At 37.4% G+C, this 26388-nt stretch carries 23 protein-coding genes and 5 tRNA genes; 21 read left to right on the plus strand and 7 right to left on the minus strand.

Annotation, left to right across the window (positions count from 1 at the left end):
* The first annotated feature begins 571 nt into the window (after positions 1-571).
* The 19 genes from J4051_RS04295 (at position 572) to J4051_RS04385 (ending at position 18009) form a co-directional block, all read left to right on the plus strand.
* On the plus strand, positions 572-1996 hold the full coding sequence (locus J4051_RS04295) for a carboxypeptidase-like regulatory domain-containing protein (protein ID WP_208232633.1): 1425 nt from the start codon (positions 572-574) through the stop codon (positions 1994-1996).
* Positions 1997-2148: 152 nt separating this feature from the next.
* A complete protein-coding gene (gene rpsU / locus J4051_RS04300) occupies positions 2149-2343 on the plus strand; it encodes a 30S ribosomal protein S21 (protein ID WP_208232634.1) in 195 nt (64 codons plus the stop codon).
* Between the two features lie 93 nt (positions 2344-2436).
* A complete protein-coding gene (locus J4051_RS04305) occupies positions 2437-3348 on the plus strand; it encodes a tyrosine-type recombinase/integrase (RefSeq protein WP_208232635.1) in 912 nt (303 codons plus the stop codon).
* A gap of 68 nt (positions 3349-3416) precedes the next feature.
* Complete coding sequence (gene hpf / locus J4051_RS04310; RefSeq protein ID WP_129016654.1) at positions 3417-3719, plus strand: ribosome hibernation-promoting factor, HPF/YfiA family; 303 nt, start codon at positions 3417-3419, stop codon at positions 3717-3719.
* 102 nt (positions 3720-3821) lie between these two features.
* Positions 3822-3895: transfer RNA gene (locus J4051_RS04315), tRNA-Thr, on the plus strand.
* A 66-nt stretch (positions 3896-3961) separates the two neighbouring features.
* Positions 3962-4043 (plus strand) — tRNA-Tyr (locus tag J4051_RS04320).
* 300 nt (positions 4044-4343) lie between these two features.
* Positions 4344-4416 (plus strand) — tRNA-Gly (locus J4051_RS04325).
* Positions 4417-4620: 204 nt separating this feature from the next.
* Positions 4621-4692: transfer RNA gene (locus J4051_RS04330), tRNA-Thr, on the plus strand.
* Positions 4693-4757: 65 nt separating this feature from the next.
* Entirely contained in the window at positions 4758-5945 is a 1188-nt protein-coding gene (gene tuf, locus J4051_RS04335) for an elongation factor Tu (RefSeq protein ID WP_208232636.1), read from the plus strand.
* Between the two features lie 159 nt (positions 5946-6104).
* A tRNA-Trp gene (locus tag J4051_RS04340) sits at positions 6105-6177 on the plus strand.
* 88 nt (positions 6178-6265) lie between these two features.
* The gene (secE, locus tag J4051_RS04345; protein ID WP_199600045.1) at positions 6266-6460 is read left to right on the plus strand and encodes a preprotein translocase subunit SecE; all 195 of its coding nucleotides are present in this window, start codon (positions 6266-6268) and stop codon (positions 6458-6460) included.
* Between the two features lie 14 nt (positions 6461-6474).
* Entirely contained in the window at positions 6475-7032 is a 558-nt protein-coding gene (gene nusG, locus J4051_RS04350; RefSeq protein ID WP_208232637.1) for a transcription termination/antitermination protein NusG, read from the plus strand.
* A 67-nt stretch (positions 7033-7099) separates the two neighbouring features.
* Positions 7100-7537, plus strand: coding sequence for a 50S ribosomal protein L11 (rplK, locus tag J4051_RS04355; protein WP_163517899.1), 438 nt, complete (start codon positions 7100-7102; stop codon positions 7535-7537).
* 11 nt (positions 7538-7548) lie between these two features.
* Complete coding sequence (gene rplA / locus J4051_RS04360) at positions 7549-8238, plus strand: 50S ribosomal protein L1 (RefSeq protein ID WP_208232638.1); 690 nt, start codon at positions 7549-7551, stop codon at positions 8236-8238.
* Positions 8239-8256: 18 nt separating this feature from the next.
* The gene (gene rplJ / locus J4051_RS04365) at positions 8257-8778 is read left to right on the plus strand and encodes a 50S ribosomal protein L10 (protein WP_208232639.1); all 522 of its coding nucleotides are present in this window, start codon (positions 8257-8259) and stop codon (positions 8776-8778) included.
* 59 nt (positions 8779-8837) lie between these two features.
* A complete protein-coding gene (gene rplL / locus J4051_RS04370; RefSeq protein WP_163517896.1) occupies positions 8838-9212 on the plus strand; it encodes a 50S ribosomal protein L7/L12 in 375 nt (124 codons plus the stop codon).
* A gap of 125 nt (positions 9213-9337) precedes the next feature.
* Entirely contained in the window at positions 9338-13150 is a 3813-nt protein-coding gene (gene rpoB / locus J4051_RS04375; protein ID WP_208232640.1) for a DNA-directed RNA polymerase subunit beta, read from the plus strand.
* Between the two features lie 96 nt (positions 13151-13246).
* Positions 13247-17548: a DNA-directed RNA polymerase subunit beta' gene (gene rpoC / locus J4051_RS04380; RefSeq protein ID WP_208232641.1), complete on the plus strand. Its 4302-nt coding sequence runs from the start codon at positions 13247-13249 to the stop codon at positions 17546-17548.
* Between the two features lie 143 nt (positions 17549-17691).
* Positions 17692-18009 (plus strand): DUF3467 domain-containing protein, encoded by a 318-nt coding sequence (locus J4051_RS04385; RefSeq protein ID WP_208232642.1) that lies wholly within the window; start codon positions 17692-17694, stop codon positions 18007-18009.
* An 82-nt stretch (positions 18010-18091) separates the two neighbouring features.
* Here J4051_RS04385 and J4051_RS04390 read toward each other — a convergent pair whose 3' ends face one another.
* The 7 genes from J4051_RS04390 to J4051_RS04420 all read right to left on the minus strand — a co-directional run bounded on the left by J4051_RS04390 (position 18092) and on the right by J4051_RS04420 (position 22400).
* Positions 18092-18319 (minus strand): (4Fe-4S)-binding protein, encoded by a 228-nt coding sequence (locus J4051_RS04390; protein WP_208232643.1) that lies wholly within the window; start codon positions 18317-18319, stop codon positions 18092-18094.
* A 196-nt stretch (positions 18320-18515) separates the two neighbouring features.
* Positions 18516-18905: a VOC family protein gene (locus J4051_RS04395; protein WP_208232644.1), complete on the minus strand. Its 390-nt coding sequence runs from the start codon at positions 18903-18905 to the stop codon at positions 18516-18518.
* A 204-nt stretch (positions 18906-19109) separates the two neighbouring features.
* Positions 19110-19973 (minus strand): TPM domain-containing protein, encoded by an 864-nt coding sequence (locus J4051_RS04400; protein WP_208232645.1) that lies wholly within the window; start codon positions 19971-19973, stop codon positions 19110-19112.
* A gap of 17 nt (positions 19974-19990) precedes the next feature.
* Positions 19991-20428 (minus strand): TPM domain-containing protein, encoded by a 438-nt coding sequence (locus J4051_RS04405; protein WP_208232646.1) that lies wholly within the window; start codon positions 20426-20428, stop codon positions 19991-19993.
* A 60-nt stretch (positions 20429-20488) separates the two neighbouring features.
* Positions 20489-21085, minus strand: a complete 597-nt coding sequence (locus tag J4051_RS04410; protein WP_208232647.1) for a LemA family protein — start codon at positions 21083-21085, stop codon at positions 20489-20491.
* A 12-nt stretch (positions 21086-21097) separates the two neighbouring features.
* Entirely contained in the window at positions 21098-21427 is a 330-nt protein-coding gene (locus J4051_RS04415; protein ID WP_208232648.1) for a MerR family transcriptional regulator, read from the minus strand.
* Position 21428: 1 nt separating this feature from the next.
* A complete protein-coding gene (locus tag J4051_RS04420; protein ID WP_208232649.1) occupies positions 21429-22400 on the minus strand; it encodes a M23 family metallopeptidase in 972 nt (323 codons plus the stop codon).
* Between the two features lie 220 nt (positions 22401-22620).
* Between J4051_RS04420 and alaS the strand changes: the two genes are divergently transcribed.
* Complete coding sequence (gene alaS, locus J4051_RS04425; RefSeq protein ID WP_208232650.1) at positions 22621-25353, plus strand: alanine--tRNA ligase; 2733 nt, start codon at positions 22621-22623, stop codon at positions 25351-25353.
* A gap of 247 nt (positions 25354-25600) precedes the next feature.
* Positions 25601-26314, plus strand: a complete 714-nt coding sequence (locus J4051_RS04430; protein ID WP_208232651.1) for a DUF6498-containing protein — start codon at positions 25601-25603, stop codon at positions 26312-26314.
* Positions 26315-26388: the final 74 nt, after the last annotated feature.

Raw genomic sequence — 26388 nt, forward strand, 5'->3', positions numbered from 1 at the left:
AATGGTGATCGATAAGAAGGACTATAAACCGGCGACCTAAGTATTTTGATCATCATTTTAGCGAAAATTCATTCTAATTGCGCTAAAATGGTGATTGATAAGAAGGACTATAAACCGGCGACCTAAGTATTTTGATCATCATTTTAGCGAAAATTCATTCCAAATGCGCTAAAATGGTGATTGATAAGAAGGACTATAAACCGGCGACCTAAGTATTTTGATCATCATTTTAGCGAAAATTCATTCTAATTGCGCTAACATGGTGATCGATAAGAAGAACTATAGACCGGCGACCTAAGTATTTTGATCATGATTTTAGCAAAAATTCATTCCAATTGCGCTAAAATGATGATTGATAAAAAAGACTATAAACCGACAACATAAATATTTTGATCATCATTTTAGTGAAAATTCACCCCAATTGTACTAAATTGGTGATTGGTAAAAAAAGAGTACAACCCTGTGACATAATATAATTGCTCATCATTTTAGCTAAAAACCCCAAATTGGCTTTAATCATGATTTAAAAAAACAGTGTAAGTCTGATATATAACTAATCTACATCCTGAACATGAAAGTCAATTATTTCAAATACCTACTGACGTTATCAATTTGCTTTTTTTCTTTTTCAGTATTTTCTCAAAAGGAAGTCAAAAATAAAATTTCTGATTTTGGCACCTTGATGCCTATCGAAAGTGCCAGCATTTATGTGCAAAATACGACCATCGGAACGGTTAGTAACGCCGATGGTAAATTTGTTCTATTGGTGCCAATTCAATTTGAAAACGACACCTTAGTCATTTCATCCATCGGGTACAAAAGTTTTAAAACACCCGTAAATGAGTTTGACAATTCTCAAGAAATTTACTTGGAAGAGGATATTGCTTCCTTAGATGAAATAGTACTGATTGCGGAAAACAGACCGAAAACAGCCAATGACATTGTACTCAGGGCCCTGGAAAGATTGTCTGTAAATATGCCTGAAACACCGTATATTCAAAAAGGTTTTTTACGTCATAAAGAACGAAACCGACGAGAGTTTAAGTGGCTCATCGAAAGTGCGATAACGGTTTATGATTCCAGCTATATGTCATCGGCGGCCTCCAATCTTAAAATAAATGTAGATCAAGTCAGAAAAAGCTATGATCTGCGTGATGTGGATAGCTTACTCACCTACACCGCCTATCTTAAGGAAAAAGCCAATAGAGGCAATCTCATGGCAAGAAACCTAAGAAGAGATACGATCAAAACATCTACTTTGGTGAAAGCCATCAAATGGAACGACACCAGAATCAATGGTCTCCAAAATTTATTTGAAAGTAAATTGAACGTCTTAAGAAATTCCAATAATAATCGTGCTTTGTTTGGTGAAGACATTTTAGACAGGCACCAATTCAGGTTAGACACTATTTTGGTTGACGATGATAGAAAGATTTATAAAATCGAGATTTCAGAAAGTTATAAATACATAAATCTGGAGACCAAAGGCATCTATAATGATGGCTACCACGCTAAAGGATGGCTTTATATTTATTATGATAATTATGCCATTAAGAAATTGGAGTATGAATTGGTTGCTGCGTCAGACGCCCAAAAAAGCAGAAGCAAAACGCTTTTCGATACGAAGATCAACCATAAGTTGATAATGACTTTTAGAGAGTATGAAGATAAAATGTATCCTAACTATCTGTACTATGAAACCCCAAAATTGGTGAATGTTGGGTACAAACCCACAAAGCCAGGGGAAGTAAATGATCCCGACGCCAATACAGATGAACGCTTTTACTATACGGTCCAAGAATTATTGTTCACTGAAATCATTCTTGATCCAGAACAAATTGAAATGGCTTTAAGCCAGCCTTGGGATCCGGATATTTTCGCCGTAAAACCTTATAATAAGGACTTTTGGAGAAACTATAACACCTTGTTGGAAAGTGAGGAAGATGAAAAGTTGATTCAAGATTTGACCAAGCGATCTTCCTTGTATAAGGAGTAACTTATAAAGGTAAGTGTTGTTTTCACTCTGGTTTAGTGGTTTTTAAAGTTGATAAACTTTCGATTAATTATTTTTAAATATTAATTGGAAATTATAATATACTTTTTATATTTGCAGCCTGAAAATTCTAAAAGAGAGGAGGTTAAGACACTATGTTAATAATACCAATTAAAGAAGGAGAAAATATAGATAGAGCGTTAAAGCGTTACAAACGAAAGTTTGATAAAACCGGTACGAAACGTCAATTGCAGACGCGTAAGCAATTTGACAAGCCTTCAGTTCTAAATAGAGCTTCTTTTCAAAAAGCACAATACATCCAAGGATTAAGAGATCGTGAAAATGTATAATTGTAAATTTGAAATCAAATAAAAGAGATTCCTGCAGCCGCAGGAATTTTTTTTGCCTTATATTTAATGAACCAAATTCAAATGTGATCATTAATGTCTGAACTGAAATCACAATTCCATTCTTTTACCGAATACCTCCTACACGAAAAAAATTATTCAAAATTGACGGTGAAGGCTTATCTCACGGATCTTGAAGGTTTTTCAGTATTTATTAATGAGGAATATGACTCCAGTGCCATTAATGATGTCAATTATTCACAAATAAGAAGTTGGATTGTTTTTTTGGTGGAACAAGAAATCTCCAATAGAAGTATCAATCGTAAAATTTCATCACTTAACTCTTATTTTAAATTTCTGATTAAGACAGAAACTATTAAGGCCAACCCTCTATCCAAGCACAAAGCGTTAAAAACTACTAAAAAAGTTCAGATTCCATTTTCGAAAAAGGAAATGGAAGAGGTTATTCAAATTTTGGAATTGGAAACTGATTTTGAAGGATTGAGAAACCGCCTTATTGTGGAACTTTTTTACGCAACGGGGATTAGACGTATCGAACTTATTCAGATTAAGCTAAAAGATCTGGATCTAGCCAATAAAACTTTGAAGGTTCTCGGCAAGAGAAATAAAGAGCGTTTTGTGCCGTTAATTGATAGCGTAGTGATGACTGCAAATAATTATTTGCAGCTAAGAAATGAATTAGAAATTATAGAAGACAGGGAATATTTGATTTTAACTAAAAAAGGGTTAAAAATATATGAAACACTTGTTTACAGAATTATAAATGAGTATTTTAGTTTGGCTTCTAGTAAAGTAAAAAAGAGTCCACATATATTGAGGCATTCATTTGCGACTCATTTGCTTAATCAAGGAGCTGATTTAAATGCCGTTAAGGAATTGCTGGGGCATTCAAGCTTAGCAGCGACCCAAGTTTATACACATAATAGTATAGCAGAATTAAAGAAGGTGTATGCCAATGCGCACCCAAGAAGTAAAAATAATAACTAGTGTCTAACCAAATGAAAGCATGAAACGTTAATTATTTTGTGCTTTTAATTTATTAAAAAATCGAACAGATGAAAGTAAACACGCAATCAGTTAACTTTACAGCAGACAAGAAGTTGATCGACTTCATTCAGAAAAGAATGGATAAGTTAGATTTGTTTTATGATAAAGTCATCCAATCAGATGTCTATCTTAAAGTCGAAAACACAAGTGATAAGGAAAATAAAATATTTGAAGCCAGAGTGAGCGTTCCAGGAGATAGTTTTGTGGTGAAGAAACAGTGTAAAACATTTGAGGAAGGGGTAGATATGGCCGTTTCATCTCTCGAAAGACAGTTAAAAAGGCGAAAAGAGAAATTAAGATCACATATTTGATAAAAATTTCTCTTAAAATGTTTTGAATAAAAAAATAAATCTCTACATTTGCAGTCCGTTAGAAATAGCGGGCTTTTTTATTGAAGTAAAAGTTCGTAAAAAGCCGATGTAGCTCAGCTGGCTAGAGCAGCTGATTTGTAATCAGCAGGTCGTGGGTTCGAGTCCCTCTATCGGCTCTTTTAAAGTTCGACTCCCAATTATTGGGATTTGGAATTTAAAATTTGAAATTTTGAATTGTTTTTGGGGAGATACTCAAGCGGCCAACGAGGGCAGACTGTAAATCTGCTGACTACGTCTTCGCAGGTTCGAATCCTGCTCTCCCCACAAAACTTTTAAATAAGCAGTTGTCAAAAGCTCGCTTTTGTAAAACTGCGTTTTAAAAGTTTTAGTAAGGGGTCACCCTTACGGATCACCGACCGAAGGGAGGTAATCCAAAATAATATGATAAGGCTTTTAAGCTCGCTTTTGTAGAACGGTGTTTTGAAAGTTTTAATAAGGGGTCACCCTTAAATTCCTGCGAAGGCAGGAATCTCAAGTTTTAGTTATGAATCATAGCCAAAGTTTGAAAACGTTCATTGAATATTGGAATTTGGAATTTTCTGTTTGGAATTTCCATGAAAAATTGCGGGAGTAGCTCAGTTGGTAGAGCGTCAGCCTTCCAAGCTGAATGTCGCCGGTTCGAACCCGGTCTCCCGCTCAAAGAGTGAGTGTCGTCACGCCGAAAGCGTGATCGCCCGCTCAAAAGAGTGAAATGTTGTCACGTCGCAATACGTGACCGGCCCTCTCAAAGAGTGAGTCTTATGTTTTAGGATATAGGATTTACTATTCTGGATAAGTTTCAAGTTTCTTGTTACAACTTTTTGAACTTGAAATCAGAAACCTGAAACCACCAAACTCAATCGCCGGTGTAGCTCAGGGGTAGAGCGCTTCCTTGGTAAGGAAGAGGTCACGAGTTCAATTCTCGTCATTGGCTCTTTTTAAATAAGCAAAATTAAATTTTTGAACACTAATATAAATTAAGATTAAAATAAATTAAACATGGCAAAGGCAACTTTCGATCGTTCAAAACCTCACCTTAATATAGGTACTATTGGACACGTGGATCACGGTAAAACAACTACGACAGCAGCTATTACTAAAGTATTAGCTGATGCAGGTTTTTCAGAAGCAAGATCATTTGATCAAATTGATAACGCTCCAGAAGAAAAAGAAAGAGGTATTACAATTAATACATCACACGTTGAATATGCAACAGCAAATCGTCATTACGCTCACGTTGACTGTCCAGGTCACGCGGATTACGTAAAGAACATGGTTACTGGTGCTGCTCAAATGGACGGCGCTATCCTAGTTGTTGCTGCAACAGATGGTCCAATGCCACAAACACGTGAACACATCCTTTTAGGTCGCCAAGTTGGTATTCCTAGAATTGTTGTATTTATGAATAAAGTCGACTTGGTTGACGATCCAGAATTATTGGAATTAGTTGAAATGGAAATCCGTGAATTATTATCATTCTATCAATATGATGGTGATAATGGACCGGTTGTTCAAGGTTCAGCTTTAGGTGCACTTAACGGTGAGCAAGAATGGGTTGATAAATTGTTGGAATTGATGGAAGCTGTTGATGCATGGATCGAAGAGCCAACAAGAGAAATTGATAAGCCTTTCTTAATGCCTATTGAAGATGTATTCTCTATTACTGGTCGTGGAACTGTTGCTACAGGTCGTATCGAAACAGGTATAGCTAAAACTGGAGATCCAGTTGAAATTATCGGTATGGGTGCAGAGAAATTAACTTCTACTGTAACTGGTATTGAAATGTTCCGTCAAATCCTTGATAGAGGTGAGGCTGGAGATAACGCAGGTATCTTATTGAGAGGTATTGAGAAAACTCAAATCTCAAGAGGTATGGTTATTGTTAAGCCAGGATCTGTTAAGCCACACGCTAAGTTTAAAGCTGAGGTTTATATCTTGAAAAAAGAAGAAGGTGGACGTCATACTCCATTCCATAATAACTACCGTCCTCAGTTTTACGTGCGTACAACTGACGTAACTGGAAACATTACGTTACCAGAAGGTGTTGAGATGGTAATGCCTGGAGATAACCTTACTATTCACGTTGAATTGATTCAATCAATTGCAATGACAGTAGGTTTACGTTTCGCAATTCGTGAAGGTGGACGTACAGTAGGTGCAGGTCAGGTAACTGAAATTTTAGACTAATTATAATTTAAATATTCATTAAGGCGTCTTGATTTTTCAGGATGCCTTGATTTATATTTATCTGTCACGCTTTAAACGTGAGCTCAGCAACTGAGTCATTTAATAGTAGAAATTATAATAAAAAGAAAAGGATGTTCATCATAGTTTTCTTTTTATAATACGGGTTTAGCTCAGTTGGTAGAGCACTGGTCTCCAAAACCAGGTGTCGTGAGTTCGAGTCTCTCAACCCGTGCAGAGCAATTTAGAACATTTGATTTAAATGGTTTAAACGAAATTAATAGAGAATTAGAAGCTCTCATTATAAAATAAACACAACTGTAATGGCAGGATTTGTAAATTATATATCAGAATCATTTGGTGAATTAAAGAACAATGTTACTTGGCCAACATGGGCTGAAGCGCAACGTTTAACCATAGTAGTAGCTGTTTTTTCAATCATATTTGCTTTGGCAATTTGGGGAGTTGATACGGTTTTTAGCGGAGTTATCGAAGCGTATTTCGACTGGATCAAGTAAAATACAAATAAAGAATGTCTGAAACTAGTGGAAATAAAAAGTGGTATGTTGTAAGGGCTGTAAGCGGTCAAGAAAACAAAATCAAAACCTATATAGAAAACGAAATCGCCCGTTTGGGTCTTGGAGATTATGTAGATCAAGTTTTGGTGCCTACTGAAAAAGTAATACAAATTCGTAACGGAAAAAAAATAAGCAAAGAAAAAGTTTATTTTCCTGGTTACATCATGATTCAAGCCAATTTAAGTGGTGAGATTCCTCATATTATAAAATCTATTACGAATGTAATTGGGTTTTTAGGAGAAGTAAAAGGTGGAGATCCTGTGCCTTTAAGACAGTCTGAAGTAAATAGGATGTTAGGTAAAGTAGATGAGCTTACTGTTGATGCAGACGCTAATGCAGCTATTCCTTTCACCATTGGAGAAACCGTCAAGGTAATTGATGGGCCGTTCAATGGATTTGATGGAACCATCGAGAAAATAAATGAAGAAAAACGTAAACTTGAAGTAATGGTGAAGATTTTCGGAAGAAAAACACCGTTGGAATTGAGTTATATGCAAGTTGAAAAAGTTTAATAATTGTTACAAATAGATCGTATGTCTTTTGGCTTCCAATGAAAAGATGTACACTAAAAATTAAAAAATGGCAAAAGAATTAAGTAAAGTAGTTAAGCTACAAGTTCGGGGAGGTGCAGCGAATCCATCGCCACCGGTAGGACCCGCTTTAGGAGCTGCTGGAGTTAATATCATGGAATTCTGTAAGCAATTTAATGCTAGAACTCAGGATAAGGCAGGTAAAGTATTACCGGTTGTAATTTCTGTGTTCAAGGATAAATCGTTTGATTTCGTTATTAAGACTCCACCAGCTGCAGTACAATTAATGGAAGCGGCCAAAGTAAAGAAAGGATCTGGAGAACCGAACAGAAAGAAGGTAGCAAAAGTAACCTGGGATCAAGTTAAAGCAATAGCAGAAGATAAAATGCAAGATTTAAATGCATTTACAGAAGCAAAAGCAATGGACATGGTTGCTGGGACAGCAAGATCAATGGGTATTACTGTAACAGGTAAAAAACCTAATTAAAAATTTCTGAAATGGCAAAATTAACAAAAAAGAAAAAAGAGGCAAGAGCTAAAGTTGATAAGAACAAACTTTATTCTCTTGAAGAGGCCTCGGCTTTATTAAAAGAAATCACTTATACCAAATTTGATGCTTCAGTGGATATCGCTGTAAGACTTGGAGTTGATCCTCGTAAAGCAAACCAAATGGTAAGAGGTGTAGTTTCTTTACCTCACGGAACAGGAAAGGACATGAAAGTTCTTGCATTGGTTACCCCTGACAAAGAGCAGGAAGCTATAGATGCAGGTGCTGATTATGTAGGACTGGATGAATACCTTGATAAAATCAAAAGTGGTTGGACAGATGTTGACGTTATTGTCACCATGCCGGCAATCATGGGTAAATTAGGTCCTTTAGGTAGAATATTAGGTCCAAGAGGCTTAATGCCAAACCCTAAAACAGGAACAGTAACTATGGATGTGGCCAAAGCGGTTGCTGAAGTAAAAGCTGGTAAGATTGACTTTAAAGTTGACAAAACAGGAATCGTACATGCTCCAATCGGAAAAGCATCATTTACTGCTGAAATGTTATTGGATAATGCGAATGAGCTTTTGACAACTTTAATGAAAATGAAACCTGTTGCAGCGAAAGGTGTGTATGTGAGGAGTATCTTCATGTCAAGCACCATGAGTCCAAGTATATCAATTGATACTAAAATAGGTTAGTAGTTAAACTTTAATATTATGACAAGAGAAGAAAAATCACAAGTTATTGAAGAGTTGACTACTCAATTAGCAGATAATACACATATCTATTTAACAGATATCTCTGGGTTAAATGCGAAAAACACTTCAGAATTACGTCGCGCTTGCTTTAAAGCAGGTATTAAAATGTCGGTCGTAAAGAATACGTTGTTGGAGAAAGCTATGGCAGCTTCTGTTAAAGATTTTGGAGAACTTCCAAAAATCTTAATAGGAAACACTTCAGTAATGTATTCAGAAACTGGAAACGCTCCAGCTAAAGTAATTAAAGCATTCCGTAAAAAATCTGATAAGCCTTTGCTTAAAGGAGCTTTTATTGAAGAAGCAATTTACATTGGTGATGAGCAATTAGATGTATTAGTCGACATCAAATCAAGAGAAGAGTTAATTGGGGACATCGTAGGATTACTTCAATCTCCTGCTAAAAATGTTATTTCAGCGCTTAAATCAAGTGGTGGTAAATTAGCAGGTATTCTTAAAACACTATCCGAAAAAGAAGGATAGTCAAAACAGTACGCACTTAAACAAATTATATTTTATTAAAATTATTAAAACGATAGAAAATGGCAGATTTAAAAGATTTCGCAGAAAAATTAGTTAATTTAACAGTAAAAGAAGTTAACGAATTAGCTACAATATTAAAAGATGAGTATGGTATCGAACCAGCTGCTGCTGCTGTTGCAGTTGCTGCAGGTGGAGGCGGTGCTGCTGAAGCGGCTGAAGAGCAGTCAGAATTTGACGTAGTTCTTAAAGCTGCAGGTGCATCTAAATTGGCAGTTGTTAAATTGGTAAAAGAATTAACTGGTTTAGGCTTGAAAGAAGCTAAAGAATTAGTTGATAATGCACCAAGCAACATTAAAGAAGGTGTTTCTAAAGATGAAGCAGAAGCTTTAAAAGGTCAATTGGAAGACGCAGGAGCAGAAGTTGAGCTTAAATAAGCTTAACCCAAACTACAAATTTTGGTTTAGGTCTTCCGAATTGTTCGGAATGACCTAAACCCTTTTGTGTATATTAAAGGTACATAAAAAAAACACAATTATTTTAATCAAAATCTCGTTCATCGATGTTAGCACAAAAAGCTGAAAGATTAAATTTCTCGTCTATTGTAAATAGAACGGAGTATCCTGATTTTTTGGATATCCAAATAAAATCCTTCCAGGATTTTTTCCAATTAGAGACTAAATCTGAAGAAAGAGGGAATGAAGGTCTCTACAATACCTTCATGGAAAACTTCCCAATTACCGACACTCGCAATCAATTTGTTTTGGAGTTTTTGGATTATTTCATTGATCCACCAAGGTATTCTATTGAAGAATGTATTGAAAGAGGATTAACATACAGTGTGCCCTTAAAAGCGCGTTTAAAATTGTATTGTACAGACCCTGAACATGAGGACTTTGAGACCATTGTTCAAGATGTGTATTTGGGTACAATTCCTTATATGACACCAAGTGGTACGTTTTGTATCAATGGTGCTGAGCGTGTTGTGGTTTCACAATTGCACAGATCACCAGGTGTATTCTTCAGTCAATCCTTCCATGCGAATGGAACTAAGTTGTATTCTGCCAGAGTAATTCCTTTTAAAGGTTCTTGGATTGAATTCGCTACGGATATCAATAGCGTCATGTACGCCTATATTGATAGAAAGAAAAAATTACCTGTTACAACATTGTTCAGAGCCATTGGTTTTGAACGTGATAAAGATATTCTTGAGATTTTTGACCTTGCAGAAGAGGTGAAAGTTTCTAAGTCTGGTCTTAAGAAAATCATCGGCCGTAAATTGGCGGCTCGTGTACTTAACACGTGGCACGAAGATTTTGTTGATGAAGATACAGGTGAGGTAGTATCTATTGAGCGTAATGAGATTGTGCTTGATCGTGATACTGTTTTAGATAAAGATAATATTGAGGAAATCCTTGAAGCTGATGCAAAAACTGTTCTTTTACACAAAGAAAGTGCACAGCAGGGAGATTACGCCATTATACATAACACGCTTCAAAAGGATCCAACAAACTCCGAAAAAGAAGCTGTTGAACATATTTACCGTCAATTAAGAAACGCGGAGCCGCCAGATGAGGAAACTGCGCGTGGTATTATTGATAAATTGTTTTTCTCAGACCAACGTTACTCTTTAGGTGAAGTAGGTCGTTATAGAATGAACAAAAAATTGAATCTTGATATTGGTATGGATAAGCAAGTGCTTACCAAATTGGATATTATTACCATTATCAAATATTTAATCGAGTTGATCAACTCTAAAGCTGAGATTGATGATATTGACCACCTTTCTAACCGTCGTGTACGTACAGTAGGTGAGCAATTATCACAACAGTTTGGTGTTGGTTTAGCACGTATGGCACGTACTATTCGTGAGCGTATGAACGTTCGTGACAATGAGGTGTTTACACCAATTGATTTGATTAACGCCAAGACTTTGTCTTCTGTAATCAACTCTTTCTTTGGAACAAATCAGTTATCTCAATTCATGGATCAAACCAATCCATTGGCTGAGATTACGCACAAACGTCGTTTATCAGCATTAGGACCTGGAGGTTTATCCAGAGAACGTGCAGGTTTTGAGGTTCGTGACGTTCACTACACACATTACGGTCGTTTATGTCCAATTGAAACTCCTGAAGGACCAAATATTGGTTTGATTTCTTCACTTTCGGTTTACGCGAAAGTTAATGGAATGGGCTTCATTGAAACACCATATCGTAAGATTACAGATGGTGTTGTTGATATTAAAAATGAACCAGTTTATTTGAGCGCGGAAGAAGAAGAAGATATGTTGATCGCTCAGGCTAATATTCATGTTGATGACGTTGGAAAAATTCTTGAAGACAAGATTATTGCCCGTCAAGAAGGTGATTTCCCAGTAATTGATGGTGTAACGGCTGATTATACTGACGTTGCTCCAAACCAAGTGGCTTCTATTTCAGCATCATTGATTCCTTTCTTGGAGCATGATGATGCCAACAGAGCCTTGATGGGATCTAACATGATGCGTCAGGCAGTACCACTATTGCGTGTTGATGCACCAATTGTTGGAACTGGTTTAGAGCGTCAAGTAGCTTCAGATTCAAGAGTATTGATTAATGCCGAAGGCGCTGGTACTGTAGAGTATGTAGACGCTAATGAAATTGTGATCAAATACGAACGTACTGAAGAACAAGCTATGGTGAGTTTTGATAGTGATACCAAAACCTATCCATTGGTGAAATTTAGAAAAACCAACCAAGGCACTTCTATTAACTTAAAACCTATTGTAACCAAAGGTGATAAAGTTAAAAAAGGTCAAGTACTTTGTGAGGGTTATGCAACCCAAAATGGAGAGCTTGCTCTTGGTCGTAACATGAAAGTGGCGTTCATGCCATGGAAAGGTTACAACTTTGAGGATGCGATTGTGATTTCTGAGAAAGTTGTTCGTGATGATATTTTTACATCTATCCATATTGATGAATATTCATTGGAAGTTCGTGACACCAAATTAGGTAACGAAGAATTGACCAATGATATTCCTAACGTTTCTGAAGAGGCTACAAAAGACTTAGATGAAAACGGTATGATTAGAATTGGTGCTGAGATCAAACCAGGTGACATCTTAATTGGTAAGATTACTCCAAAAGGTGAATCTGATCCAACACCGGAAGAAAAGTTGTTAAGAGCGATCTTCGGTGATAAAGCCGGCGATGTTAAAGATGCTTCGTTAAAAGCTTCTCCATCATTGCATGGTGTTGTTATTGAGAAAAAGTTATTCTCAAGAGCCGTAAAAGATAAACGTAAGAGAGCTAAGGATAAAGAAGACATTGATGCATTAGAATCTGTTTACTACAGAAAGTTTGATGAGTTAAAAGCCGTATTGGTCGATAAGTTATTCGCTATAGTAAACGGAAAAACTGCACAAGGAATCTTTAATGATCTTGGAGAGGAAATCATTCCAAAAGGTAAAAAGTACACCTTAAAAATGTTGAACTCTGTTGATGATTATACACATTTAACTTCAGGAACTTGGACAATTGACGACCAGACGAACAATTTGGTTTTGGATTTAATCCACAACTACAAGATTAAAGAAAATGATCTTCAAGGGTCATTGCGTCGTGAGAAGTTTACAATTTCTGTAGGAGATGAGTTGCCAGCAGGTATTATCAAATTAGCTAAAGTTTACATCGCTAAGAAACGTAAGCTTAAAGTAGGTGATAAAATGGCAGGTCGTCACGGTAACAAAGGTATCGTTGCACGTATCGTCCGTCAGGAAGATATGCCATTCTTAGAAGATGGAACTCCGGTAGATATCGTATTGAATCCGCTTGGTGTACCTTCTCGTATGAACATTGGACAAATTTATGAGACTGTTCTTGGATGGGCTGGTCAAAAATTAGGACGAACCTATGCAACACCAATCTTTGATGGTGCAACTTTGGATCAGATTAATGAATTGACTGATGAAGCTGGAATTCCACGTTTTGGACATACTTATCTATATGATGGTGGTACGGGAGATCGTTTCGATCAACCTGCAACTGTTGGTGTGATTTATATGTTGAAATTAGGACACATGGTTGATGATAAGATGCACTCGCGTTCTATTGGACCTTACTCGTTGATTACACAACAACCATTGGGTGGTAAAGCTCAATTTGGTGGTCAGCGTTTTGGTGAGATGGAGGTATGGGCACTTGAGGCTTACGGCGCATCTGCAACCTTACGTGAGATCTTAACAGTAAAATCTGATGATGTTATAGGTAGAGCTAAAACTTACGAAGCAATCGTGAAAGGAGAGCCAATGCCAGAACCAGGACTTCCTGAATCGTTCAATGTGTTAATGCACGAATTGAAAGGATTAGGATTGGATATTAGATTGGAAGAATAATTTCGCAGAAATTATTCCGCGTTGGGACAGCTCGCGAGCTGTCCCGTACCGCACCAATCATAAAAATTAAATTATAATTTGTTAGTACCATAAAAAATGGCAAGAAGACAAGATAAGAATACAGTACAGAGATTTAACAAAATCTCCATTGGTTTAGCGTCTCCAGAGTCTGTTTTAGCAGCATCTCGTGGTGAGGTTCTTAAACCTGAAACTATTAATTATCGTACACACAAACCAGAAAGAGATGGTTTGTTCTGTGAGCGTATTTTTGGTCCTGTAAAGGATTTTGAATGTGCTTGTGGTAAATATAAGCGTATCCGATACAAAGGTATTGTTTGTGACCGTTGTGGTGTTGAAGTAACTGAGAAGAAAGTACGTAGAGACAGAGTAGGACATATCAATTTGGTAGTTCCTGTGGCTCATATTTGGTACTTCCGTTCTTTACCAAACAAAATTGGATACTTATTGGGATTACCTTCCAAGAAATTGGATATGATCATTTATTACGAACGTTACGTAGTGATCCAACCAGGTAATGGTAAAAACGCCGATGGGGAACCATTGCAGAAAATGGATTTCTTGACGGAAGAAGAATATTTGACTATTCTTGAATCACTTCCACAGGATAACCAATATTTAGATGATAACGATCCAAATAAGTTCATTGCAAAGATGGGAGCGGAATGCTTGATTGATTTGCTTTCAAGAATTGATTTGAACGAGTTGTCTTTTGAATTGCGTCACAAAGCAAACACTGAAACTTCAAAACAACGTAAGACTGAAGCGTTAAAACGTCTTCAAGTTGTAGAAGCTTTCCGTGATTCTAACGCTAACCGTGAAAATCTTCCAGAATGGATGATTATGAAGGCCGTACCAGTAATTCCACCAGAATTACGTCCGTTGGTGCCTTTGGATGGTGGTCGTTTCGCAACTTCAGATTTAAATGATCTGTACCGTCGTGTGATTATTCGTAACAACCGTTTGAAGCGTTTGGTTGAGATCAAAGCTCCAGAAGTTATTTTACGAAATGAGAAGCGTATGTTGCAAGAATCTGTAGATTCATTATTTGACAACACTCGTAAAGCATCTGCAGTTAAAACAGATTCTAACAGACCGTTAAAATCATTATCTGATTCCTTAAAAGGAAAACAAGGACGTTTCCGTCAAAACTTACTAGGTAAACGTGTAGATTATTCAGCACGTTCGGTAATTGTCGTTGGACCAGAATTAAAATTATTTGAATGTGGATTGCCTAAAAACATGGCAGCAGAACTTTACAAACCATTCATCATCAGAAAACTGATTGAGCGTGGGATTGTAAAAACTGTAAAATCTGCAAAGAAAATTATAGACAGAAAAGAGCCAGTAGTTTGGGATATTTTAGAAAATGTTTTAAAAGGACATCCAGTTCTTTTAAACCGTGCTCCTACATTACACAGACTCGGTATTCAAGCCTTCCAGCCTAAATTGATTGAAGGTAAAGCAATCCAATTGCACCCATTAGTATGTACGGCGTTTAACGCGGATTTTGATGGTGACCAAATGGCAGTGCATTTACCATTAGGACCAGAAGCTATTTTGGAAGCCCAATTATTAATGTTGGCTTCTCACAATATTTTGAATCCAGCTAACGGTTCGCCTGTTACAGTCCCTTCTCAAGACATGGTTCTTGGTCTTTATTATATGACCAAAGAGCGGTTGTCAACTGATGAAATAAAAGTAAAGGGTGAAGGCATAACGTTCTATTCTCCAGAAGAGGTGACTATTGCTTACAATGAAAAGAGAGTAGATTTAAATGCTAGTATCAAGGTAAGAACAAAAGATTTCAATGAAGAAGGGGAGTTGGTATCCAAGATCATCCAAACTACGGTCGGTCGTGTGCTGTTTAACGAAACAGTACCAGCTGCAGCAGGTTATATAAATCAAGTATTGACCAAAAAATCATTGAGAGATGCTATTGCGGTCATTCTAAAAGTAACTTCTGTTCCTGAAACGGCTGAATTCTTAGATGAGATCAAAGATTTAGGATATAAATTTGCGTTCCAAGGTGGGCTTTCGTTCAGTTTAGGAGATATTATCATTCCTGCTGAAAAACAAAGTATGATTGATAGTGCCAACAACCAGGTTGATGGTATTATGGCTAACTATAACATGGGATTGATTACCAATAACGAGCGTTATAACCAAGTTATTGATATCTGGACTTCTACGAATGCTGAATTGACTGAATTGTCAATGAAGCGTATCCGTGAAGATCAGCAAGGGTTTAACTCTGTATATATGATGCTTGACTCTGGAGCTCGTGGATCTAAAGAACAGATCCGTCAGCTAACTGGAATGCGTGGATTGATGGCGAAACCTAAAAAATCTAGTGCAGGTGGTGGAGAGATTATTGAGAACCCAATTCTTTCTAACTTTAAGGAAGGACTTTCAATTTTGGAATACTTTATTTCTACTCACGGTGCGCGTAAAGGTCTTGCAGATACAGCTCTTAAGACGGCTGATGCAGGTTACTTAACCCGTCGTTTGGTAGATGTATCTCAAGATGTGATTGTCTACAGTGAAGATTGTGGAACATTGAGAGGTATTGAAGTGTCTGCTTTGAAGAAGAATGAGGAGATTATTGAGAGACTTGAAGATAGAGTTGTCGGTAGAACATCATTAAATGATGTTTATGATCCATTGACAGAAGAGCTTATTGTAGCTGCAGGTGAACATATTGGTGATGCGGTTGCTAAACGCATTCAAAACTCTGCGTTAGACTCAGTTGAAGTGCGTTCAGCATTGACTTGTGAGGCTACCAAAGGAATTTGTGCTAAGTGTTACGGACGTAACCTTGCAACTGGTAAAATGGTTCAAAGAGGTGAAGCTGTTGGTGTTGTTGCTGCCCAATCAATTGGAGAGCCAGGAACACAGTTAACCCTACGTACTTTCCACGTTGGAGGTATTGCAGGTAATATTTCTGAAGAAAATAAATTGACCGTTAAGTTTGATGGTATTGCTGAAATTGAAGACTTAAAAGTGGTAAAAGGAACTGATAACAATGGTGATCCTGTTGATGTCGTGATTTCTCGTACCTCTGAATTCAAATTGGTGGATGCTAAAACAGGTATTACGCTAAGTACGCATAACATTCCTTATGGATCATTCATTTTCTGTAAGCCAGGAGATAAAGTGAAAAAAGGAGATGTGATTTGTTCTTGGGATCCTTATAACGGTGTAATTATTTCTGAATTTGCCGGTAAGATTTCTTATGAAAATATTGAACAAGGTGTCACGTACCAAGTTGAAATTGACGAACAAACTGGATTCCAAGAAAAAGTAATTTCTGAATCGAGAAACAAGAAGTTGATTCCAACGTTACATATTGAAGATGCTAAAGGCAACGCAATTCGTTCTTACAACTTACCAGTTGGAGCTCACTTGATGATTAATAATGGTGAGAAGATTAATGTTGGTAAAGTCTTGGTTAAAATACCTCGTAGATCAGCTAAATCTGGTGATATTACGGGAGGTTTACCTCGTGTGACTGAGTTGTTTGAAGCGCGTAACCCATCTAACCCAGCTGTAGTAAGTGAAATTGATGGTGTTGTTTCTTTTGGAAAAATCAAAAGAGGTAACCGTGAGATTATCATCGAATCGCGATTAGGCGAGGTTAAGAAATACTTGGTGAAACTATCCAGTCAGATTCTTGTTCAAGAAAATGATTATGTTAAAGCAGGTATGCCATTATCTGATGGTTCTATCACTCCAGACGATATCTTAAATATCAAAGGCCCAGCGGCGGTTCAACAATACTTGGTAAATGAGGTACAGGAAGTGTACCGTTTACAAGGTGTTAAAATCAACGATAAGCATTTTGAAGTTGTTGTAAGACAAATGATGCGTAAGGTGAGAATCATTGATTCTGGTGATACTATTTTCTTAGAAGATCAATTGGCACATAAATCAGATTTCATCGAAGAAAACGATAAAATCTTTGGAATGAAAGTGATTGAAGATGCTGGAGATTCTAAAACGCTTAAACCAGGACAAATCGTAACGATGCGTCAATTAAGAGATGAAAACTCTGTAGTAAGAAGAGAAGATGGTCAGTTGGCTGTTGCAAGAGATGCACAACCAGCTACTGCAACTCCAATACTGCAAGGTATTACGCGAGCTTCATTACAAACAAAATCATTTATTTCGGCGGCGTCGTTCCAAGAAACGACTAAAGTACTTAACGAAGCTGCAGTAAGCGCTAAAGTTGATTACTTAGAAGGCTTGAAAGAAAATGTTATTGTTGGTCATAGAATTCCTGCTGGAACTGGTGTAAGACGATATGAGAATATCATCGTTGGTTCTAAAGAAGAGTTCAATGAAATGATGAAAGCTAAAGAAGAATTGAATTATAATTAATAAATTAATCCCCGCGGAAGTGGGGATTTTTTTAATAAATCGATGATTTTCAGTTATATAAGTTTGTAATATGGACGCATCGAATTATTTGAGATATTAACTTTTAAAGACGAGATTCCTGCCTTCGCAGGAATGTAAGAATTATGAGCGATAACCAAGAAGCACCAAAACAAGGACAGATTAATATTGAATTGGATGAAAAGGTAGCAGAAGGAATTTATTCCAACTTAGCAATCATCAATCATTCAGTATCTGAATTTGTTGTCGATTTTGTCAGCATTATGCCTGGAACACCAAAGAGCAAAGTGAAGTCACGTATTATCTTGACGCCGCAGCATGCAAAAAGATTGCTAAAGGCTTTGGGTGAAAACGTAAAGCGCTTTGAAAACGCACATGGTGAAATAAAGGATTACGAGCAAGCACCCATCCCATTAAACTTTGGACCGACAGGTCAAGCTTAATAAAAATCTCGTTGGTGTGCTCCATCAAAAACTTTAAAATCCCTTTGAATTTATTTTCAAAGGGATTTTTTTCGTTAATGTTTTAAGCCACTTTCTGATTAAGAAAAACTTTCAAAGCACCTGAAGGGCATTTTCTGACTTGATCAATGATTCTTTCAGATGGTGCACCATCCAAGTCAATCCATGGGATTACTGAGTTTCTAAATACATCGGAAAGTTCTTTCGCACAACGTCCTGCGTTGATGCAAACAGATGGTTCGTAAGTAATAGTAATATCGCTATTACTAAAATGATTAGCATTTGTTTCCATAAGTAGATCAATTTGGGGTTTGAATCTCTTTAAATCTAAAGAATTTATATATAATTTCTTTAAAACACCTATTAAAGGTACTAAATATCCGATAAAAAGCAAGTCACATGAACTATAATCGACGAATGGCCAGCTTTTAATTGAAAAAGTGAAGAGTCAAAATCTCATACTGCTATTGTAACCTTAACGTTAGTTTTCACAATTCTATTTGTGTGCTCACTGACCAATAATTACCAGCATAATCCAGAAAAGCACCTCTGGTATCAGATTCATCGGCTTTACTGACTGGTCGTTCTAACAGAAGACAGTCGTTTTTAATGGCCAAATCAAAGGTTTTAAAAACATCAGGAACATAGATGTGCAACATCGCGGTAATGGCGGGATAATCTTCTGTACTATCACTGATCATCACAACGGAATCATCCAGTTGGAGCTCTATATGCATTATGGAGCCATCCTCACGATCATAGCGTCTTATTTCTTTGGCATCAAATACGATTTTTAAAAGCTCGACAAGTTTTTCTGCGTCGTCAACAATAAGATATGGCGATAAGGAATTGTAGTTTTTTGGTTTGTATGAAGACATGATGACGTTGAAATTGAAATTGAAAATGAAAATGAAGTTGAATTCAAAATTTAAAATGTTTTTAACTTAGAACACTGCCGGCACGTCCGTAGCATTTGCGGAGGCGGGAACACTGAACACTGAACACTGCCCGTACCTAGCATTTTCGAGGGCCGGAACACTGCTTACTATCTATCGTCCTTACTGCCTACTGCCAACTAAATTCTACCATCCTCCAGAAGCACCACCACCTCCAAAGCCACCGCCACCGAATCCACCGCCGAAGCCTCCACCACCTCCAAAGCCACCACCAAATCCGCCTCCAGAAGAGCGACCGCCTCCGCCAAAACCGCCACGTCCTAAATTGCTCAAAATTATCGCATCCCAAATACTTGGTCCCGAACCTCTATGGTTCCCAGGTCCGCCGCCACCTTTATTGTTTTTGGAAATGGAGATCATAATGATGATGAAAATGATGAAGAGAAGGAAAATAAATCCAACCGGAAACCCTTCTTCAGTGTTGCTTTGCCGTGTGCCTTGATATTCTCCGGTCATCACCTCAAAAATGGCATCAGCGCCTCTGTTGAGGCCACCGTAATAGTCATTTTGTCTAAAATAGGGGAGGATGTCACGTTCAATGATCCGTTTGGACATGGCATCAGTTAATAAATGCTCGGTGCCATACCCTGTGTTGATGGCAATTTTACGGTCGTCTCTCGCCAATAAAATCAAAATACCATTGTCTTCTTTTTCTTGTCCAATGCCCCATTTTTGGCCCCATTGCGCACCTAGGTAATTGATGTTTTCTCCTTGTGTAGAACTAATTATAGCCACCACAATCTGTGTGGAAGTAGTATCTGAATATTTAATAAGTTTTTGTTCTAAACTATTTTTCTGGCTTTCTGATAATAAAGGAATATATTGGTAAACACTGGTTTGTTCAGTAGTTTTGGATGGTTTATCAGGGATATTAAATTGTGAAAATCCAAATTGGACACTACATAAAATCAACAGTGAGCTAAAAAGAAAGCGTTTAAAAACGCTTTTCTTGATTGTGACTATAGATTGACTGTTGACTGAAGATTGCATACTGCTTACTTAATTTATTATCCTATGGAAATATCATCAGGGATTTCATTTTTGTCTCCGGTTTCCCATGGGAAATAAGTTTCCAATTGTTTTCCTGCTTTTAGAATACCATCTACTAGTCCTTGTTTGAAATGACCTCTTTTAAAATGGGCTTGCATCACATTTTTTGTGCTTTCCCAAAAATCATCCTCCACAACATTGTTAATGCCTTCATCACCAAAAATCACAAAGGTCTTATCTTCTACAGCAACATAAATCAATACGCCATTTTGGAGTTTTGTATTGTCCATTTTGAGTAGCTGGAAAACTTCCAATGCGCGTTCATAGGGGTCCTTCTTAGAGGTCTTCTCTAGATGTACGCGTATTTCGCCAGAAGTATTCTTTTCCGAAGTCCTGATGGCTTCAATCACTTGTTGCTCTTCTGCAGCAGTTAGGAAATCTTCTATTTTAGACATTCTAATTTCTTTTTTTAAACATTTGTGCTTTGATTGAAAGCGCTAACTTATTGAGGACTATTAAAAATCAAAATCCACATCAGGGGCATTTTCTGCACCTGCATCTGCCTTATAATAACTCAAGTCATCAAAATTAAATAGGCCCGCCAAGACACTGTTGGGAAAGGTTTTGATGTGTTTGTTATAAGGCTCAACATTTCCGTTAAAACGATCTCTCGCCACGTTGATTCTGTTTTCAGTACCTTCTAATTGCGATTGTAATTCAAGGAAGTTTTGATTCGCTTTTAATTCTGGATAACGCTCCACAGATACCAAAAGTTTAGATAGTGCACCGCTCAATCCACTTTGGGCTTGTTGAAATTGTGCCATGTTTTCTTCAGAAAGATTATTGGCGTCAATGGTTGTTGACGTTGCTTTCGCTCTTGCTTCAATAACCTCCGTTAAAGTAGTACGCTCAAAATCGGCGGCGCCTTGTACTGTTTTTACAAGATTGCCAATAAGGTCATTTCGACGTTGGTAGCTGCTTTCTACGTCACCCCAGCTTCTCGTGGCAGTTTCTTTGAGTTCCACCGCTGTGTTGTTAAAGTTTTTTCCCCAAGAGTAAAGTGCTATTGCAATTAAAGCAATGATTATTACAGGAACGAGCCATTTTTTCATTTGATGTTGGTTTTAGAGTTGTGATTTAATTTTTATAAGTTGAGCTTTTATACCTTTTAATTTACTGATGATTTCGAAAGTGCTGAGCGCTTCTTGTTTTTGTTCCTTTAAATGAGTTTTTGCGCCTTCAAGAGTAAATCCTCTCACTTTTACTAAGTGGTATATGAATTTAAGATTTGTAATGTCTTCTGGTGTGAACTTTCGGTTGCCTTTAGCATTCTTTTTTGGCCTTAGGATATCAAATTCCTTTTCCCAAAATCGGATCAAAGATGTATTGACCTTAAATGCCTTAGCAACTTCGCCAATACCATAATATCTTTTTTCTGGAAGATCGATCTGCATATTAATCTAGGGATTGATTTTCTAGAGAAGCATGCTCCAATAATTTACTGTATTCTTCGGCCGACAAATTACCGTAATAGAAGTTGATAGGGTTGATCCGTTCGTCATCCTTGAACACTTCATAATGCAAATGTGGGGCTTCAGAACGTCCTGTGCTACCAACAAAACCAATTAAATCACCACGTTTCACTTTCTGATTTGCTCGTACATTGTATTTGTATAAATGTGCGTATAATGTGACATATCCATAGCCGTGATCAATACGGATATGGTTACCATAACCTGTTGAGGAATTATCTGCCCGTGTCACAACACCATCACCTGAAGCATAAATTGGGGTCCCTTGAGGTGCGGTAAAATCCATACCGTAATGAAACTTTCTAACTTTCGTAAACGGATCCGTTCGGTAGCCATAACCTGAGGCCATTCGGGTCATATCTTCAATGTTTATCGGCTGGATAGCTGGAATTGATGATAGAAATTTTTCTTTATCCTCAGCTAGGACCGCTATTTCATCCAAGGATTTGGACTGGACTACAATTTGCTTTTGTAAGATGTCCATACGCCTATTGGCTTCAATGATTATTTTTGAATTATCGAAACCTTCCAAAGCCTTATAACGATTGATCCCTCCAAAACCCGCTTTACGCTGTTCTTCGGGAATAGGATTGGCTGCGAAATAAAGACGGTAAATGGAATTATCACGTTGTTCAACATTGGCCAATACTGCTTGGGCCTCGTCCATTTTCTTGTTGAGCAATTGATATTGCAACTCCATGTGTTGGAGCTCCCTTGCTAAAGCACGCTCTTTAGGCGATTGTATGAACTGACTCGCCAAAAACACAAATAGGAAACCGAACAATGCGGAGCCTAAAATAAAGATAGAAGCATACTTAAAAGTATTCCTTTTTCTACGCTCTATTTTCTTATAAGAGAGGGTATCAGAATCGTAATAATATTTTACCTTACTCATTTCCTAATTTATACTATTTTTGCACAGTTAAAAAGACTGTAAAAGGTCTTTAGACATGAAGCTAACGAACAAACCTACAAAATATTTTATTTGTAAATTTAGTAAAACTAAATGATTCTCGATTAAACTAGGCCTGCGATATGCAAACTTTAAAATAAATTTGTGAAAAAATCGGTCATATTGCAGTTATAATATAAAAATAAGACATCAATTTATCAAAATGAAATCTCAAGACATACGTTCCACATTTTTAAACTTTTTTAAGGACAAACAGCATAGCATTGTACCATCTGCACCAATGGTTTTAAAAGATGACCCTAGCTTAATGTTTGTTAATTCTGGAATGGCACCTTTTAAGGAGTATTTTTTAGGGAATGCAAAACCCAAAAACAATCGGATTGCCGATTCCCAGAAGTGCCTTCGTGTTTCAGGCAAACACAATGATTTGGAAGAGGTGGGCTATGATACCTACCATCATACTTTATTCGAAATGTTGGGCAACTGGAGTTTTGGAGACTATTTCAAGAAAGAAGCTATTGCTTGGGCCTGGGAATTGTTGGTTGATGTGTATGGAATAGATAAAGACATCCTATATGTCACCGTCTTTGAAGGTAGTGCCGAAGATAATTTGCCAATGGATCAGGAAGCTTATGATTTGTGGAAATCCTTTATTTCTGAAGATCGCATCTTGATGGGTAATAAAAATGATAACTTTTGGGAAATGGGCGAGCAAGGTCCATGTGGACCATGTAGTGAAATCCATGTGGATATCCGTTCAGCAGAAGAAAAGGCAGCTATTGATGGCAAGACCTTAGTGAATATGGATCACCCACAAGTGGTTGAAATATGGAATCTTGTGTTCATGCAATACAATAGAAAGGCCAATGGATCTTTAGAGCCATTACCACAAAAACATATTGATACAGGCATGGGCTTTGAACGTCTATGTATGGTGTTGCAAGGTGTGCAGTCAAATTATGATACAGATGTGTTTACACCAATTATTCGTGAGATAGAAACCATTTCAAACAAACCATATATCCCCATTGTAGGGACAAGTCGTGACTTGTCCAACAATGGTGACGTGTCCAACAATCGTGACGTGTCCAACAATCAAGATTTGTCCAAAAATGGCACATCCAACCCAATCACAGATTCCCACCAACAGGAAGAAATTAACGTTGCCATACGCGTCATTTCCGATCACGTGCGTGCCGTCGCATTTTCTATTGCTGACGGACAGTTGCCAAGCAATACTGGAGCAGGTTATGTTATCCGCCGAATTTTAAGACGGGCCATTCGTTACAGTTTTACCTTTTTAGATCAGAAAGAGCCGTTCATTTATAGGTTAGTTGATGTACTGAGCAAGAAGATGGGCGATGCTTTTCCGGAATTGAAATCGCAAAAACAGCTGATCGAAAACGTCATTAAAGAAGAAGAACAATCGTTTTTAAGAACTTTAGATCAAGGTTTGGTGCTTTTAAACAGAGTGGTTGAAGAATCAAACTCGAACATTATTTCGGGTGAAAAGGTGTTTGAACTTTACGACACTTTTGGATTTCCAATTGACCTAACGGCGTTAATTCTGAGAGAGAAAGGACTGGAACTGAATGAGGAAGGGTTTCATCTTGAAATGAAAAAGCAAAAGGACCGCTCACGTGCAGCCGGCGAAATGTCCACAGAAGATTGGACTGTTTTGATGGAAGATGACGTGCAAGAATTTATAGGCTATGATTTTCTTGAAACCAATGTGAAAATTACACGGTACAGAAAAGTTGTTTCTAAAAAGGATGGCGAAATGTACCAATTGGTATTCAATCTGACGCCATTTTATGCTGAAGGTGGTGGGCAAGTGGGTGATAAGGGTTATTTAACCGACAGTAACGGTGATATTGTTTATATTTTGGATACCAAAAGAGAAAATAATGTTGCCATTCATTTCACTAAGAACCTACCAACAGATCTCAAGGGAACTTTCAAAGCTTCAGTAGATGCAAAACAGCGCAGACGAACTGAATCCAACCATACGGCAACGCACTTGTTGCATCAAGCCTTGCGTGAAGTGTTAGGCGAACATGTAGAGCAAAAAGGAAGTGCGGTACATTCAAAGTATCTTCGTTTTGATTTTTCGCATTTTTCAAAAATGACACCGGAAGAATTGAGCGATGTGGAGAATTTCGTCAACGCACGTATTGATGGGAAATTAGACCTTCAGGAACAGCGCAATATTCCGATGGAGTTAGCGATTAAGGAAGGTGCCATAGCACTATTTGGAGAAAAGTATGGCGATACCGTTAGGACGGTTCGTTATGGTAAATCGTTTGAATTATGTGGCGGTACCCATGTTAAGAACACCTCAGATATTTGGTATTTCAAACTCATTTCAGAAGGAGCTGTAGCTTCAGGAATACGTAGGATAGAGGCTATTACCAATGATGCCGTAAAAGACTACTATCAAGAGCACGATCGTGAGTTTTATAGAATCAAAGGCCTTTTGAATAATGCTCAAGAGCCGGTCAAAGCCATTCAGAGTTTGCAATCTGAGAACGCCGAATTAAAAAAGCAAATCGAGAATTTGTTAAAAGAGAAAGCTAAAAATTTGAAAGGCGATCTTAAAAACGAATTGACTGAAGTCAACGGTGTCCAGTTTTTAGCTAAAAAAGTCGATCTAGATGCCTCAGGAATCAAAGATCTTTCATTTGAAATGGGTCAGCAATATGACAATTTGTTTTTGTTGTTTGGCGCTGAAAATGATGGAAAGGCCTTATTGTCCTGCTATATCTCTAAAGAATTGGTGGAAAGCAAAGGTTTGAATGCTGGTACTATTGTCCGCGAATTGGGTAAACATATCCAAGGCGGTGGTGGCGGACAACCATTTTTTGCAACAGCAGGGGGCAAAAATCCGGCTGGCATTGAAAAGGCTTTGGAGGCTGTGGCGGAGTACTTGAAATAGTTTATCTCGAAATGGGTTAAAGTGCCATCTCTCGCAGAGGCGTCAATTGAATCTCTCGCAAAGTCACAGAGACGCTGAGATTAAATGGATAGTACATTAATTGGAGCTTAGATAGATAAGCTTGAAATGTTAAAAACTTAGCGCCTTCGCGCCTCTGCGGAGGGAAAATAGGATATTGTTTAAAATACGTATTTCATCGTATAGGATTAAAGACTTCAAAGGATTTTATTTGTAAAAAAGTAAGCCAATGTTGTTTTCTGTTTTTATGCCAAATCGCAACAATTCGTATGTGTGGATGAATATCGTGTTTTTGGTAAGTTTCCTTCTGATGGGAAAAATCACACCCTATGCGATCTTGTTTGGGTATTTTTTAGAAACGCTGATTATCGGAGTGTTCAATGTTTTTAAGATGGTGGCGGCATCTCGTCACGATGGCTCAGGCAAAACCATTGGTTTTTTAGTTCTTTTTTTTATGTTCCATTACGGCATGTTTGTAGCGATTCAATCCGTTTTTGTTTTTGTGATCATCGGAATAGATGGTCAAACGTTTATCAGGGAACCGTTTTACATCATTGAAAATTATCGTGGGATACTGGCTCTGGAAGGCATGGCTTATGTGCTTCCTATTTTAATAGGAACACAGTTGATGAAATTTATTTTTGATTTTATGCTGCCAAAAAAACATCTTGAGTTTGCTGCTTACGAAATGATGTATAAACCTTATGTCCGAATAGTGATTCAACAATTTGCCGTCATAATTGCTTTCTTTTTCTTTATAATATTTTCCGACGCAGCACGCACAGCAGCGCTTTTACTTATTTTTTTCAAATCGCTTATCGATTTCAGTCTATCTGCCATTCGGGAAGACACCAAAGTTCTCGATTACCTTGTTGAGAAACTTTATGATGGCAAAACATCCAAGAATTTATTAAGAAAACAGCTTTTATTGTTTTCGGAATAGAATTGAATTCCAAATTCCGAGTTCCAACTTCCAAGTTCCAAGTTCCAAATTCTGGACCTGATCAAACTTCAGCG

Origin of the sequence: Gelidibacter pelagius, assembly GCF_017581925.1 — a bacterium.
In the GTDB taxonomy this organism is placed as follows: domain Bacteria; phylum Bacteroidota; class Bacteroidia; order Flavobacteriales; family Flavobacteriaceae; genus Gelidibacter; species Gelidibacter pelagius.